General features: G+C 32.2%; 19 protein-coding genes. 14 read left to right on the top strand and 5 right to left on the bottom strand.

Annotation, left to right across the window (positions count from 1 at the left end; all coding sequences use genetic code 11):
- Positions 1 to 739 precede the first annotated feature (739 nt).
- From D0817_RS24290 to D0817_RS24300, 3 genes are all read left to right on the top strand, one after another.
- Positions 740 to 1,156, top strand: a complete 417-nt coding sequence (locus D0817_RS24290) for a hypothetical protein (RefSeq protein WP_127340928.1) — start codon at positions 740 to 742, stop codon at positions 1,154 to 1,156.
- Positions 1,157 to 1,276: 120 nt separating this feature from the next.
- Positions 1,277 to 1,609: a hypothetical protein gene (locus tag D0817_RS24295; RefSeq protein ID WP_127340929.1), complete on the top strand. Its 333-nt coding sequence runs from the start codon at positions 1,277 to 1,279 to the stop codon at positions 1,607 to 1,609.
- A 500-nt stretch (positions 1,610 to 2,109) separates the two neighbouring features.
- Entirely contained in the window at positions 2,110 to 2,514 is a 405-nt protein-coding gene (locus D0817_RS24300) for a hypothetical protein (protein WP_127340930.1), read from the top strand.
- Positions 2,515 to 2,960: 446 nt separating this feature from the next.
- On the opposite strand, the gene D0817_RS26460 is transcribed toward D0817_RS24300, so the two are convergent.
- Both D0817_RS26460 and D0817_RS24305 read right to left on the bottom strand, forming a co-directional pair.
- Positions 2,961 to 3,086 (bottom strand): hypothetical protein, encoded by a 126-nt coding sequence (locus D0817_RS26460; protein ID WP_262708245.1) that lies wholly within the window; start codon positions 3,084 to 3,086, stop codon positions 2,961 to 2,963.
- Positions 3,087 to 3,346: 260 nt separating this feature from the next.
- Positions 3,347 to 3,700 carry a hypothetical protein gene (locus D0817_RS24305; RefSeq protein WP_127340931.1) on the bottom strand — a complete coding sequence of 118 codons (354 nt, stop codon included), beginning with the start codon at positions 3,698 to 3,700 and terminating at the stop codon, positions 3,347 to 3,349.
- Positions 3,701 to 4,279: 579 nt separating this feature from the next.
- Here D0817_RS24305 and D0817_RS24310 point away from each other — a divergent pair.
- The 11 genes from D0817_RS24310 (at position 4,280) to D0817_RS24360 (ending at position 10,905) form a co-directional block, all read left to right on the top strand.
- Positions 4,280 to 4,540, top strand: coding sequence for a hypothetical protein (locus D0817_RS24310; protein ID WP_127340932.1), 261 nt, complete (start codon positions 4,280 to 4,282; stop codon positions 4,538 to 4,540).
- A gap of 542 nt (positions 4,541 to 5,082) precedes the next feature.
- A complete protein-coding gene (locus tag D0817_RS24315; protein WP_127340933.1) occupies positions 5,083 to 5,334 on the top strand; it encodes a hypothetical protein in 252 nt (83 codons plus the stop codon).
- Positions 5,335 to 5,467: 133 nt separating this feature from the next.
- Positions 5,468 to 5,662: a hypothetical protein gene (locus tag D0817_RS24320; protein ID WP_127340934.1), complete on the top strand. Its 195-nt coding sequence runs from the start codon at positions 5,468 to 5,470 to the stop codon at positions 5,660 to 5,662.
- 56 nt (positions 5,663 to 5,718) lie between these two features.
- Positions 5,719 to 8,676 (top strand): primase-helicase family protein, encoded by a 2,958-nt coding sequence (locus D0817_RS24325; RefSeq protein WP_127340935.1) that lies wholly within the window; start codon positions 5,719 to 5,721, stop codon positions 8,674 to 8,676.
- Between the two features lie 23 nt (positions 8,677 to 8,699).
- The gene (locus D0817_RS24330) at positions 8,700 to 8,966 is read left to right on the top strand and encodes a hypothetical protein (protein ID WP_127340936.1); all 267 of its coding nucleotides are present in this window, start codon (positions 8,700 to 8,702) and stop codon (positions 8,964 to 8,966) included.
- 29 nt (positions 8,967 to 8,995) lie between these two features.
- Positions 8,996 to 9,226, top strand: a complete 231-nt coding sequence (locus D0817_RS24335; RefSeq protein ID WP_127340937.1) for a hypothetical protein — start codon at positions 8,996 to 8,998, stop codon at positions 9,224 to 9,226.
- 11 nt (positions 9,227 to 9,237) lie between these two features.
- Positions 9,238 to 9,642, top strand: coding sequence for a hypothetical protein (locus D0817_RS24340; protein ID WP_127340938.1), 405 nt, complete (start codon positions 9,238 to 9,240; stop codon positions 9,640 to 9,642).
- 36 nt (positions 9,643 to 9,678) lie between these two features.
- On the top strand, positions 9,679 to 9,918 hold the full coding sequence (locus tag D0817_RS24345) for a hypothetical protein (RefSeq protein WP_127340939.1): 240 nt from the start codon (positions 9,679 to 9,681) through the stop codon (positions 9,916 to 9,918).
- A gap of 95 nt (positions 9,919 to 10,013) precedes the next feature.
- The gene (locus tag D0817_RS24350; RefSeq protein ID WP_127340940.1) at positions 10,014 to 10,289 is read left to right on the top strand and encodes a hypothetical protein; all 276 of its coding nucleotides are present in this window, start codon (positions 10,014 to 10,016) and stop codon (positions 10,287 to 10,289) included.
- Between the two features lie 64 nt (positions 10,290 to 10,353).
- The gene (locus D0817_RS24355; RefSeq protein ID WP_127340941.1) at positions 10,354 to 10,653 is read left to right on the top strand and encodes a hypothetical protein; all 300 of its coding nucleotides are present in this window, start codon (positions 10,354 to 10,356) and stop codon (positions 10,651 to 10,653) included.
- 6 nt (positions 10,654 to 10,659) lie between these two features.
- Positions 10,660 to 10,905, top strand: coding sequence for a hypothetical protein (locus tag D0817_RS24360; RefSeq protein WP_127340942.1), 246 nt, complete (start codon positions 10,660 to 10,662; stop codon positions 10,903 to 10,905).
- Between the two features lie 147 nt (positions 10,906 to 11,052).
- On the opposite strand, the gene D0817_RS24365 is transcribed toward D0817_RS24360, so the two are convergent.
- From D0817_RS24365 to D0817_RS25765, 3 genes are all read right to left on the bottom strand, one after another.
- Positions 11,053 to 11,367 carry a hypothetical protein gene (locus D0817_RS24365; RefSeq protein WP_127340943.1) on the bottom strand — a complete coding sequence of 105 codons (315 nt, stop codon included), beginning with the start codon at positions 11,365 to 11,367 and terminating at the stop codon, positions 11,053 to 11,055.
- A gap of 137 nt (positions 11,368 to 11,504) precedes the next feature.
- Positions 11,505 to 12,083, bottom strand: a complete 579-nt coding sequence (locus D0817_RS24370) for a DUF6705 family protein (RefSeq protein ID WP_127340944.1) — start codon at positions 12,081 to 12,083, stop codon at positions 11,505 to 11,507.
- A 7-nt stretch (positions 12,084 to 12,090) separates the two neighbouring features.
- On the bottom strand, positions 12,091 to 13,435 hold a 1,345-nt coding region (locus D0817_RS25765; RefSeq protein ID WP_161568465.1), incomplete at its 5' end, for a hypothetical protein.

A 13,435-nucleotide genomic window follows, 5' to 3' on the forward strand; every position in this document is an offset into this window, starting at 1 on the left:
TTTTTAATACTTAATTCACCACAAAACCTGGTGGTCAATTTGCTCCGGAATTAGGTGGTCAGTTTGCTCCGGAACGGGTGGTCAATTTACTCCGGAATTAGGTGGTCAAATTGACCGGTTTTTCCACATTAGCTGCAAAATCTAATAATGAGTAGAAAGTACAAATTTGGAAAGTAACTACGGTGATAATGCGTAATCAGTAATACCATAATCAGTAATACCATAATCAGTAATGCCTACAGTGAGAACCTGACGTATGATAAAAATGGTAATATAGTCAGTCTTACACGTAACGGAAACAGTGAAACTGCCACACAAATTGATGCTTTGGTCTACACTTATACCAATAACAATACCACCACCCCGCTCTCCGAAGAGTTCCTTATGAAAAGCTGCTGCAAATGTCTCTTACTCTTTGCACATTTTTTTTGTGTTCTCATGAAAATTAAAACATGATAAAAATCTTCCGACTTTTTAAGTTTGGTTATTGATTAATACTGATTTGATACAGCAGATAACATTCTAAAAAAATTAGTTTTAAAGTCAGAGACTTTATGAGATTTCTGATTTAATTATATTTGTTTGAAATGACGTAAAGAAACATTTGCCAGTGTTGATGAAGACTTCGGGGAGTTGGGTCGGTGTTGGTGCTGCATTTTCTGCTATTAAAGCAGGAGCTTCACTTTCAGTAACAAACACTGTACTTCAAAAAACATTTAAAAAACCAAATAATTAAGCAATGAATAGAATCTTATCTTACACAGCAATTTTACTATTGTGCATTTCTTGTAATGGACAACAAAACATTCAAATAGAAAAAATGGATGATTCGAAGGTTACAAAAATCACTATAGTTAATAAAATAGATTGTAGTGTACACAAACTAAAATCTAATACAATAATTATAAAAGATGCAGATCAAATAAAAAAAATTATTGATGCTTTTTCTTATTCAACAGCTATTAAAGAAAAAATAAATACCGGAGCTGGTCATGGCTTTTTTGAGATAGATTTTGATGAAGGCGAAAAAAATCATTACTATACTATAAATTATACTGTTTATGATGGCGTTATATTGAGGAATGATAACAATGGAGATATGTTTAAAAATGATAGATTGGAAGGAATAGTTTATTCCTTATTTGTTGAAAAATAGATAATGTGGGTATGACCTCGCTCTCGGAAGTGTTCCTTATTAAAAGCTATGCATTCTATGAAGACTTTCGGGAGCAGGGTACAAGAATCATCAATATGTTAAATCAAAAAAAAAAACATTATGAAAAAAATAATATTATTATCTGTCTTTTTATACATAAATAATTCCTATGGTCAAAATAAGGATGAAATATTTAGATTGGCAGGAGATTTTAAGGATGCGGCAGGATATTCATATAATGTAAATGTATTAATACTGCATCAGGATAAAATTTACTCTTTTATAGAGCAAGAGTATTATTCAAAAAGATTAGCTAAAAAGAATGTGCCTTCGAGATATTTAAAAACGAAAGGAAATTGGAAAATGAGAAATGATACTTTAAAACTTATCGATAGTGAAACTAAAAGAGAAAAGCTTTTTATTAGAAAAAAAACATTTAGTCTTTTTATTTGATAATGTGGATGAATCAAATTCTCATTGGATAAAAATAAGAAATTGATAATTAACGGTAATGTATCAGATGTGTTGGTGATTAATAATTTACCCGCTCGCTGCTCCGTCTGAAACCAATGGTTCAACCGTAGAATTTAAAAATAAAGAAGGTCAGGTTGTTCTAAAAAGAGCCTACGGTACTTTAAGAATCGGAACCCCTGCTCTCCAAAGAGCTCCTTATGAAAAACTGCGCAAATGTCACTCTGACTTTGCACATTTTTTTTGTGTTCTCATGAAAATTAAAACCTGATAAAAGCCTCCCGACTTTTTAAGTTCGGTTAATGAATACTGATTTGATATAGCATAACACTCTATGTAAATTAGTTTTAAAGTCAGTGACTTTGGAAATCTCTGTTTTAATTATATTTGTTTAAAATGACGCAAAAAGAAAGCCCTATAATAATTCAGAATAATTAATTTTGCTAAAAACGAGAAACAAAAAATAATAAAAACAGTAAATTATGAAAAAAGCACTATTCGTGTTAACATTATTAATCTCAATTATGGGATTTAGCCAGGAAACAAAGACATTTGATTCAAAACTTGTGGGTTGTTGGCGTGGCTCGGAAGCTGATCAACAACAAAAAGGCACGACTAAATATTGGGTTGCTTGCAGGTTTGAAGATGGCAAAAGTACTTTGTTATTTATAGCTATTGACAAAAAAGGAAAAGTAACACAAATGACTGAAAATGGAAAATGGTGGGTAGAGAATGGGAAATTTCACGAACTGCATAACTACGATGGTGTGGCTGATGTGTATGATTATGAGGTTGTCGATAACAGCATAAAGTTTACCGGGGTCGATGTAATGGGAGACAAGGAAACAAAATATAGTTTTTTTGATTACAAAATTGAAGAAGATTAAATTTAAGTAACAGTCCAAAATAGTGTCTGGTACTGAAAAAAAATTTATATGTAGTTTAAGCGAAAAAACTATTTCCATAAAAAAACCCTTGTGAACTAAACTTAACAAGGGTTTTTAATTTTGCAGAGAGGAAGGGATTTTATTTTCCCAAAAACCAAAACATAATGGTCAGTATTTCAAATAGTTACAAATCTAAAAAACGTTAATTTTTGACGTTGTTTGACACAAATTTAACACAGGATAAAAGCCTGAAAACATTATATATCACAGTGCTTAACACACGATTAACAATAGCGAAGCGGTTGTATAAAAACTCGTCAGGTAAAATAATGAGGGCTTTTTGTGAGTTGGTTTGCGATCAGCAAACAAAGGAACAACAAGCCCTCATTATTTTACCTGACCCCTTATTCAACACCCTTGTACTGTAATTATTCGACATTCCTATTTTACACTCCCGGACGGTAATTATTCGAAAGCTTTATTTTTAATAGCTTGGAAAAAAGATCGTTCAGTACATTGTATGTCCGCACTTGTACGGCGATCTTTTTACCCCCGCCCCCTTTTTTTCTCATAACTCCCGATTTTTGACTCTTTTCCTTTTTTTCCTTTATATCCTATCTCTTTTCTTTTATAAAAAAAATATAAACATTATAAACAATTGTAAAATAAGCAACAAAATCAAGGCTTCAAGCCTGTTTATAAATTTGTTTACATATTTTTTTGTTTACAAAAAAAATATAAACATTTAAAAAAGGCAAAAAAATAAGCCAAAAATTAAATTTTGGCCTTATCGGGAAAACGGTTATGTTTTTTCTTAATCTGTCAATTCATATTATACGTTAGATTTACTATTCTCCAAAGTCTTCTTTTCCTCTTCGCATCGCTCCAACTCTTTTTCTAAAGTTTTAATCTTAAAATCTTTCAAGTCGTTTAATTCTTTTTGCGATGGTGTAGCTATGGTGTCTTCTTTATTAATCAATATTTCGCCTTTTCCAGTTAAAAGCCAGTCGAAATTAAATTCGATATTTTCGTAAATTTTAATAATGAAATCAATTTTAGGAAGTGTTCCTTTCCTATAATTTCTAACATTCGCCTCATTTACTCCCAATTTTTTAGCGAATTTGGAATTATTACCATCAAAAAGCTTTTCAATCAATTCATTGATTCTCAACGAAATAGGATTCATAAAATTATAAAAATTAAAATAATTCGAAATAAGTTTCTAATTATATGTTATTATTCGAAATAAGTTTCGATATTTGTTCTCGAAAGCGGATTGAAAACCACTTAAAAACGGATTAAAAGCAACCTGCAAGATACAAATTAATAGATTTTAATAAAGTATTATACTTGATTAAAATGTAAAGCAAAACAAGTGCCATGTTTTAGCAAAATTGGTATAGTTCATTGAAATATTTAGACCCTTAAAAAAGAGGGAGTTTTACCTCCCTCAAATTTCGCTAAGCAATGCTTTTTGTACTTAAACAAGCGTAAGCGATTAGCCCAACTGCAATACTTAAAAGTAGTGCGTTAGGTTCGTTAAACTTGAAATTCATAACAGCATTGCCTTTCCAAACTGTCATTTGGATGGGTTCGTTTTTCATATAATAAATGAATTTAGTACGCCAGCTTTATTGCAGCGCTTAGCGAATATAAGGGTTTCTTTTTTTTAAAAGTAGATTTTTTTGATAACCGGTACAAATTCCTGGAACGGATCTGAGCATAAAAAGTCTACAAATTTTATAAGTCAATTAATTTATAAATCATGGATAACAAAGTACTACAGTTTTTAATCGCAGGCGGGCTTTTACCATTAGCTCAATTTATAAAAAATAAAGAAATAATTCCATGTTCGAAAGATCGGCCAGATAATAATAAAGTCACTACTGAAGAAAAAGAGTTCAGATTAAAAATAAGATTTTTCAAACTCACTATTAAAGAGGGTTTTTTCTGGAACACACAGATTTGGGAGATTAGAGAAAAACCACTATCAGATGAGCAAATGGAAAATTTGTTTAAAAAATAATTAAATAGTTCATTGAAATACTGAAACCCTTATAAAACAAAGGCGGAGCATGGCCCCGCCTAGTTTTGTTACGTAGTCACTAGATAAATAAAGAGTTTGGCAAAAGCTTCACCCAATCTATATTCTACTGACCGTTTTACTATCGGTAAAACTGTAACATTCTTAACATTCACACAAAGTGGTATTTGTATTTCCATGTTCATTCATGACGTTAAGATTGATTTGCTTAACGCCAATCAAAACGAATATAAGGGTTTCTTTTTTCAAAAAGTAGATTTTTTTGATAACCGGTGCAAATTCCTGGAACGGATCTCAGCGTAAAAAGTCTACAAATTTTTATAACGTCAATTAATATTAATCATGGATACAGACAACAAAAAGACAAACAGGCGATACCGATTGCATCGAAAAATAAAGGGTCTTTATCGCTTTCAGGTTCGTCAGAAAATAATTTATGTACCTGATTCGGACGATATGACAAATAAAGCTTTAAGAGAGTTACACGAAAAATTTAATTATCAAATTCAATTTGAAATACCATCATGATAAACGATAACCAAAAAGACACGATAATTTCAGTATTGGGAAAACACTACTCCCCTAAAATTATCGAGTACCTGAACAAAAAGAAAATTTGCAATTCAAATGGCAATCCTTTTTCCAGTGCTTCAATTCAAAAAATAGTATCAGGAATTCAAAAAAATGATATTGTCGAATTGCAAATCGTGAACCTAGTAACCGCTGTTAAAAAGCGTAATGAAAAAACCGCTAAAAAACTTCAAACCTTACTCTAATGGAAAAAGACAGCTTCCGAAAAGACTATAGAAAATTAAGCAAAACGCTTTGGATTGTAAAAATTTCAATTGTTGCAGTTATCATTATTAACATAGTGATTGTTATAATATTAATTCTAATAAACCTTTAATTATGGCACTTTTCAAAACAGTAGAACTAATCGCCTATACACAAAGGCTTGAGTTGCAAAAGGAAATTATGCCCCTTGCAACGGTTTTTACACCTCACCAAAAAACAGAATTAGACAGCCTTTACGACAAAATATTAGAAATCTGTCATGCTGCTATTATTAAGGAAAAAGAAGTAATAGAACCTGTCATTTTATAATGATTCCGGTAAATAATTACAACTAACAAACTACACCAAACCAGTAAATACCTATAATGGCTAACTATAAATTTAACGTTGAAACACTTTACGAGAAAACCGATAACGGTTTAGATATCATAAAAAAATATCTTAACAATTGTGACGGTTTCAGCAAAGCGTTAGAAAACGACAAAAACGCTTTTAGATACAGAGATACAGATAAATCTGCATCCTGCTATTTAGTAAAAAACGATAAAGGTCTAAAAGGTAGCATCGGGGTTAATTATTGGCGTGTTAAGGATTTTGGAGGCGATTTTTTCACACCTATAGGCATTGCAATGGAGCAAAGCGGTTTAGATTTCTACCCTTGTTTAAAAATGTTGTACGAATGGTTTAATCTTGACGGAAACAATACTTTTTTTACTGCCACGGTCGAAATAACAACCCTTGACGATAAAGACAAACGCCCCTTAGACTGGTATAATGTTGTCACAAAAGAACATACACAGCTTGATATAATTGGAACTTACGTAACTGCTGAATTGGCCAAAGAGTACGATTTTTTCAGCGTAGAATATTATGAAAAAATATTCATCAATAAAAAGACAAACCAAAAAAATTATATCAAAGTTTCGGCAACTGAAAGTTTCCCGATATTTTGTTATATGCCTGAAAAAACATGGTGCAAAACCTATGCGCCATTTTCAAAAGATAAAAGTTTTAAACACGGCTATTTAGGCAAAAAGCCTGTTCGTTACGTCTACGGATTGCAAAAAATTATCAAAAAATATGATGATAAAATTGACGATTTTAACAGGCAAATAAAAAAATCAAAAGACGATAAAACAACGGGGAGATTAATTGATGAACGTGACGCCTATAAAATTCCAAATTGTATAGTCGCTTCGGGTGGTTCTGACGGATTAAATGTTGCGAGTTTAGGTTATGATCTGATTTGGTACAACTCCGAAAGTGAACAAATCAATTACACAGAATACAACCAGCTTAAGGAAATATGTAAAAACATTTACAATCTTCCCGATGTTGACGAATCAGGCATTAAGTACGGTTATGAAGTTGCTGAGAAGTTTTGGAATATGAAAAGTATTTGGCTGCCAAAAGAGAAACTTGGAACAAACGGCAAAGATTTTCGGGACTGGATGAAATTCTACAAAAAAGCGGATTTAGGTGCTGTAAAATTCCAGTTTGGAAACCTTCTTACAGGTGCGTTAAAAATGAAATTCTTTGAAAAAAACGAAAAATCAAAACGTTGGTCTGTTAAAACTTCATACTTACATTATTTCCTTAAGATAAAAGGATTTCACTTGTATTACCCGGAGAAAAAGTACACCGAAAAAACAGGCGTTCAGGAATTTATTTTCATCAGGATAAACGAGCATATTGTAGAGCAATTTTTCCCTAATGATATAAGAAAATTTACGGAAATGTACCTGATTGAAAAAGGCCAGCCAATTGAAGTTATTGACCTGATAAAAAACACGGAGCAATTTAATGAACCAAAGCTTTTATCTATGGATAAAATCGTTTTGGATTTTAAAAATTTTACAGAGGAAACACAAACATTCTTTTATAAAAATCAGTTTGCTACCATTTCAAAAGACGGTATCGAACTCAAACCCTACAAAGATTTGAAAAATTATGTTTGGGATTACAGAATTGTAAATAAAACCATTTTTGCTGAAAAGCAAAGCTTCCGCCACTACAAAGACGACAATTGCAACGATCGGGTAGAAATTTTGCAAAAGGATTGCGACTTTATGAATTATCTAATAAATGGCTCTCGAATGTCTTGGAGAAAAGAGTTAGAAGAGCCTTTCGGGGATTTTTCAAATAACAAGGAACTAAAAGAAGCGAAACAAAAATATCACAACGAAAACCGTTTTAATCTTTCTGCTGAATGTTTGACAGAAAGTGAGCGATTAATTCAGGAAAAACACTTCTTAAATAAATGCTTCGGAATCGGTTATTTATTGCACAGATACAAAATTGAATCCTTTGCAAAATTCATTTATATAATGGACGATGCGCCCAAAGAAAGCGAAGAAGACAGCAACGGCCGTTCCGGTAAATCAGTTCTTTTAAATGGTATCGACAAGCTATTGAATAATCATTATTACATCAATGGAAAATCAAAAAACATTACTACTAATTCTCACCTACTGGACGGCTTTACAAAGGAAAACGATTATTTAAGAATTGAAGATATTGACCAATATTTAGGAGTTGAATTTTTCTATAACTGGGTAACGGGTCCGATTTCTGTTAATCCAAAAACAAAGAAGCCTTACAACGTTGAGTTTCACGATGCCGGAAAAATGGCTGCAACTTCAAATTTTGGGATCGGTAAAATAAATCAATCCACATTAGGGCGTTTGTTCTTTATTTCCTTTTCAGATTACTATCACGTAAAAACCGACAAATACCACGAAGAGCGCAAAATATCTCATGATTTCAATAACAAGGATTTGTTTTCAAGCTATTGGGATGAAAAGCAATGGAACAAATTTTATTATTTCTTAATGGAGTGTTGCCAGTTGTATCTGTCGAACAGAGACAACGAACTGCAAGCCCCGCAAACGAACATTCATTTAACCAACATTCAGGCTTCTATGGGTGAAAACTTTATGAACTGGTGTGATAGTTACTTTACGCATTCAATGATCGACGAAGAGAGCGAAACAAAAGACGTTGTGCACGGGACGTTAAACCGATTCTTATTGCGTGATGATGTGCAAAAAGCGTACACCTTACATGCCGGAGAAAAATACAAAAAGACAGCCACGAACTTTAAAAGGAGTTTGCAGGAATATTGCAAAATGAAAACATGGACTTTCAACCCTGTTGAATATTTAAGTGCTGATAAAAAAACCATCAAAAAACCGCACACCAACGAAAAAGGAAACCGCAACATTCTGGAATTTTTCTATGTGCGAACTAATGATATTGAAGTTTCAATACCGGAACAAAAACAATTGAATTTAGGCGACCGCCCGAACGATTTACCATTTTAAAAAAAAACTAAAAAATAGAAATTATGCCACATCCAAAACACAATGAGTTAATTAAATTCTTTAATGAAAAATTTGACAGAATAGAGAAAACTAATAAAGGCAGGAGGTCAAATTCTTTCACAAAAAAAGACACCAATACAATTAATAATGCAGTTCAATTATTAGTTGCCTTTTTTAATCTAAGTGGCGGTTCGGCTGGTGAATTTGATTTTTATGAATTATTGCAACAATATATGATGGATAAAAATAAAAGAAAAGAAATTCACAAAATATTGAATATAAATCGATAAAACTTTTTCCTATGAAACGATATGTATTTATGAAAATTCGAGTAGCTAACAAGGAAGATTTTGCAGATCAGTTTGGACGCAAAAAAATCGGTGCAATTTATTTCACCCAATCGATAACAGGCGCGATTTGTACTCAGCCTTGTTATTTTTCAGAGGAAACGGATTTATCGACATTCAAGGAATTGTACACACGCAATCAAATTTATGTCCCTGTAGGGCTTTTTGATGATGTCGAAGTAGTAGAAGAACTAACCAATTAAAAATAAATAAAATGAAAATTACACAAGAAAATAAAATTCATTATTTCATAAAAGATGAAAGTAACGAAACATGGACAAGCTTTAACCTTGAAAGTTACATGGTAATCCCCCAAAATAATGGCAAAATTAAGCTTAAGGTAATTGAGCAATTAAGATTGTTTTTTGCTACTGATATTGAAAATTACGAGTGCGGAACTTTTTCAATTGCTTTTGGCAGAAATGATTGCCATTTTTCTGGCTTTGATAATTTAACCGAATTCTATAAATACATGCATTCGAATAGAAGTATTTGCGATTTTCAATCAGCTACAAAAGAAGATTATTTGGAATTAAGGGAAAAAGCATTTAGAATATTTTTAGAACATCGCTCCGCTGATTTTTCAAAACTCGAAATCGGCTCTGAGTTTTCTGTATAATTTCTAACTAAAACTAACACAATAAAAATTGCAACTATGAAAACATCAAGACATCGAAGGTTATCTATTTGCCTTACAGATTTAGAAAATATACCGCCCGAAAAAATAACCATTGCAGGAAATGGCAAAAAATATACAAGCCTGACCACATGGGATTACGAAAGCGAACATACAAACGATCACGATTTTAGCGTGTCGGTTACAAGATCACCACAAGAAAAACAAGACGGTATTCCGGTTATGTATATCGGGGGCGGTCTAATAATAGGCTATTAAAAACATAAACTAACCTTTAAAAAGTAGATTTATTTGCGAACCTGGAAACGCTGCAGCTCCGGATCTTTTCAAAAAAAATCTACAAATTAAACATCATGATAAAGAAAAGCACTTACATCCGAAGTTTTACAGATTCGCAAATAAAGCAACTTGAAAAGGTTGGAAAGGATCAGAATTTTAAAACTACTCCTGAGATATTATTTTTTGCTCTGGATAAATATTTGGAGCAAAAAAAAGAAATAGAAAAATTGAACGGCATCATTAGTTCAAAGAAGGAAGAAATTTTTCAACTGAATTTAAAAATTGATTTTTTCAAATCAGCTTCAAAAAAGATAAACGAATTAAACGAGTTCCTGAAAAAGGCAAAATAAAAACATCAATCATCAATCAAAAAGCGAGCAGTAATCGAATTCAATAACTAGCAAAACTAAATTTATGAACCTAAAAACTTTAAATTATATACGGAACAAATCTCAACTACAAGATTTATTTATAAGTCAGTTTTCAGCTGACTATATCAGAAAAGAGATTCATGAAATCTTAAAAGAGACTCGCAAAAATGCAACTGAGGGAGCAAGGCTATTTGCTAAAAACATTTCAACAAGGGAGTTAATTATTTTTATGGATAGGAATGGAAAACCCGACGGTTATCTTCTTTCAGATGAATTAAAAATTATGCTTAAAGATCATCGAGAAGAGGAATTAACAATACGAAAATTGCAAAATCAATTTTAGAAACATATGGCAAAGAAATCAGACAATCCGACCAATGCACTTATAAATCGAAACTTCATTATCCGTGTTTTGGAGAATCCAAAGGAAAACGACGTTAAAAAAACAAAATTAACCTCTGCAAACAAGCTTTCAAATTACTTAAATGATGAAGAAATCAAAATAAAGCTATTTAAGAGAATATTAGACGAGGGGAAAGACAAATATACTTTCCTGATAAGAAACAGGCTTAAAATTGATTTTCAGTCAAAATAACTTTAAATGAAAAAGCAGCATCTAAAAATTAGAATGCTGCTTATTTAAAAAAAATAAATATGCAGGAGCGGTTTGACTCCTGTTTAAACTTACATAATTACAAAGGACTTTTCAGATATGGACATAATAATAAAGTGTACTTATCAATCAGGAAGCAGATTTCCTCTCACAAACTGCATCAAATATTTTATGTGAATATTTTTTAAAAGTCTGCATTTTTTCAAGATAAAAATTGAGTGCATTCTCTTGGTTTTTGCCTATCTGTATGTATTCTAAAATCAACGAAAAAAGTGAATTGTTAAAATATGAACAAATATTATCTAGGGAATTAGATAAACTTTTCGAATTGAAGTTTTCAGTTTTTAAACAATCATCAGCTAAACTATCAATTTTTAAATAGCACTCTATCTCCAAAATGCTTATTTTATCTGCAATTGAATCCAGTTTTTTTATAAGTTCCATATTTTTTTATTTAAAAATTAGTTGAAAGAAATTAAAAAGGGATTCCCTCCTTTGTTTTTTTAGATTGTATAAAATAGAGTTCTGTTATAAATCTGCCAATAAATTACAACGCGATCAAGTAGTATTTTATTGTATTACTATTGTTTAGTAAGCATTATTGAGTTATTACGTGGAAATGTGAGTTCTGCTAATTTAAAACCGGGACAGGTTTCCTCAGAAATCATAATTCTATCCGGTTCAAAACCCAATGACATTAGTGTATTTGCTGCATTTTTTGTACGAATAAATACTGTTCCTAAATTTCCACACTGAGAATTTTTACCAGCAAAATCTAATGCATACGAAGTTAAATCCTTGTTGAAATAAGAGCCTGAAATTATATACGGACTGTTATCTGGTATGCTTTGAGTGTTTTCTAAAACACTGCCATTACTAGATGTGATTAAATAACGGATTAATAACCGATCACGAGTTATTGTCTCATACTTAGAAGTAGTTTTACTAATATATAAAGTATAGTCCTTACCTTGGTAATTTCCTTTCCAAGTACCTACATACTTGGTTAATAAATTATTTACATCTTTCAGGTAAGTGTTGTCTGGTATACCATTTCCAGCATCAATATAATCTCCCATTTTTTCTACAGGAACGATTGTTTGCGCTCTGCATGATATTGTAGATAATATTATAAATCCTAATATGAATATTTTTTTCATGTTTATTTTAATTACAATTAATAGTTGATACTTTTCCGTTATTATCCAATGTTTTTCTAGAATTTCCAGAGGCTTCAATTTTATACAATTCAATACCGTTAATCCCTATTTGCTCATTTAAAAATTTTAAAAACCCTTTTTCGAGACTATTTTCTTTCATTGCTTCTTTATAGAGAAGATCTAACCCATTCCAATTAATACTGCCGCCTTTTGAAATCACATCATTTATATTTCCTGTAAACCTCAGTTGATATGTTGCTGAACTGGAAACCATTGTTCCGTAAATATTATCAATAGGAATGTTGTTCCTACCGCCATTTAGAAGCAAAATTACAAACGCTTTTACATCTCCGGGAGAAAACATTTTTATCGGCTTAACAGATTGTGTTTCACCATCTGCATTTACTCTTTCATAAGGGTCAAGATGGGCATGTATATAGCCTACTGTATTCGCATCTGATGGAAAACTTATCTGATCTGAATTTTCCGTACTCGAAGCTCCGGTAAGAGGTGTAAAAGGGCCATTTTTACTTTGCATATATCCCGTTTCTACTTTCAAATTTGTTTTTTTCTTAAGTTCCTCTTCTTTGGCTTTAAAATTTGCATTTGTCAAGAGTGTCTTTAATTTATCACATGGATTTACAGCCGTTGCAGGAGGGGGAGCAGTACCACCGCCACCATTTCCACCACCGGGTGAAGTATAACCGCCCGGGGTTGTTCCTCCAATTACAGGGCCACGTGGGGTATAAATCACTGGCGTTCCTGTACTGGGCCCTGTTACAATAACTTCTCTTAATGGGATTGGATTACCTGTAGTACCATCACCGGTTCCGCCATCATTATGACATCCAAAATCCATATCAGAAAAAATACATTCACCAGTTTCCGGAGCTTTGTTTGTTTTGTTTTTATCGGAATATGCGGCGACACCCTCTTCCACAACCTGATTATTTAAAAACTTAGCACCTCTTACAAAACCTTTTTTCAAATCCCAAACCGTCATGTAACCCGTAAAATCTCCACCGTCTACAGACTGGCTCTCCGGTTTAATATACTTATTGGAATAGGCTTCAAACAATAGGGCTGTATATCTGCCTTCATCTGATTTATAGATATACAATTTCTGCTCCCAAAATTCCCGCTGATCTTTTTTAAGTTCCGTAACGGGTACAATAATGGTCTCTGTACCGTCTTCTGATCTTGTAACGCTTGCCTGGTTCCAATCATATTGCATCTTCTGAAATAAAGCATAATTCGCCCCGTTGGCGTCATACTTATCAAACCAGTTCTTGGCCTGATTCATTTGGGCTTCCTGCTGGGTAAACTCGTTGTCAGTGGCACAACCCGAGGCA

Origin of the sequence: Flavobacterium cupreum (genome assembly GCF_003996965.1) — a bacterium.
Taxonomy (GTDB): Bacteria; Bacteroidota; Bacteroidia; order Flavobacteriales; family Flavobacteriaceae; genus Flavobacterium; species Flavobacterium cupreum.

What these genes read in the sequence shown, in the direction of transcription:
- D0817_RS24290 (WP_127340928.1), top strand. Translation starts at nt 740, where the DNA reads ATGAATAGAATCTTATCTTACACAGCAATTTTACTATTGTGCATTTCT.
- D0817_RS24295 (WP_127340929.1), top strand. Translation starts at nt 1,277, where the DNA reads ATGAAAAAAATAATATTATTATCTGTCTTTTTATACATAAATAATTCC.
- D0817_RS24300 (WP_127340930.1), top strand. Translation starts at nt 2,110, where the DNA reads ATGAAAAAAGCACTATTCGTGTTAACATTATTAATCTCAATTATGGGA.
- D0817_RS26460 (WP_262708245.1), bottom strand. Translation starts at nt 3,086, where the DNA reads ATGAGAAAAAAAGGGGGCGGGGGTAAAAAGATCGCCGTACAAGTGCGG.
- D0817_RS24305 (WP_127340931.1), bottom strand. Translation starts at nt 3,700, where the DNA reads ATGAATCCTATTTCGTTGAGAATCAATGAATTGATTGAAAAGCTTTTT.
- D0817_RS24310 (WP_127340932.1), top strand. Translation starts at nt 4,280, where the DNA reads ATGGATAACAAAGTACTACAGTTTTTAATCGCAGGCGGGCTTTTACCA.
- D0817_RS24315 (WP_127340933.1), top strand. Translation starts at nt 5,083, where the DNA reads ATGATAAACGATAACCAAAAAGACACGATAATTTCAGTATTGGGAAAA.
- D0817_RS24320 (WP_127340934.1), top strand. Translation starts at nt 5,468, where the DNA reads ATGGCACTTTTCAAAACAGTAGAACTAATCGCCTATACACAAAGGCTT.
- D0817_RS24325 (WP_127340935.1), top strand. Translation starts at nt 5,719, where the DNA reads ATGGCTAACTATAAATTTAACGTTGAAACACTTTACGAGAAAACCGAT.
- D0817_RS24330 (WP_127340936.1), top strand. Translation starts at nt 8,700, where the DNA reads ATGCCACATCCAAAACACAATGAGTTAATTAAATTCTTTAATGAAAAA.
- D0817_RS24335 (WP_127340937.1), top strand. Translation starts at nt 8,996, where the DNA reads ATGAAAATTCGAGTAGCTAACAAGGAAGATTTTGCAGATCAGTTTGGA.
- D0817_RS24340 (WP_127340938.1), top strand. Translation starts at nt 9,238, where the DNA reads ATGAAAATTACACAAGAAAATAAAATTCATTATTTCATAAAAGATGAA.
- D0817_RS24345 (WP_127340939.1), top strand. Translation starts at nt 9,679, where the DNA reads ATGAAAACATCAAGACATCGAAGGTTATCTATTTGCCTTACAGATTTA.
- D0817_RS24350 (WP_127340940.1), top strand. Translation starts at nt 10,014, where the DNA reads ATGATAAAGAAAAGCACTTACATCCGAAGTTTTACAGATTCGCAAATA.
- D0817_RS24355 (WP_127340941.1), top strand. Translation starts at nt 10,354, where the DNA reads ATGAACCTAAAAACTTTAAATTATATACGGAACAAATCTCAACTACAA.
- D0817_RS24360 (WP_127340942.1), top strand. Translation starts at nt 10,660, where the DNA reads ATGGCAAAGAAATCAGACAATCCGACCAATGCACTTATAAATCGAAAC.
- D0817_RS24365 (WP_127340943.1), bottom strand. Translation starts at nt 11,367, where the DNA reads ATGGAACTTATAAAAAAACTGGATTCAATTGCAGATAAAATAAGCATT.
- D0817_RS24370 (WP_127340944.1), bottom strand. Translation starts at nt 12,083, where the DNA reads ATGAAAAAAATATTCATATTAGGATTTATAATATTATCTACAATATCA.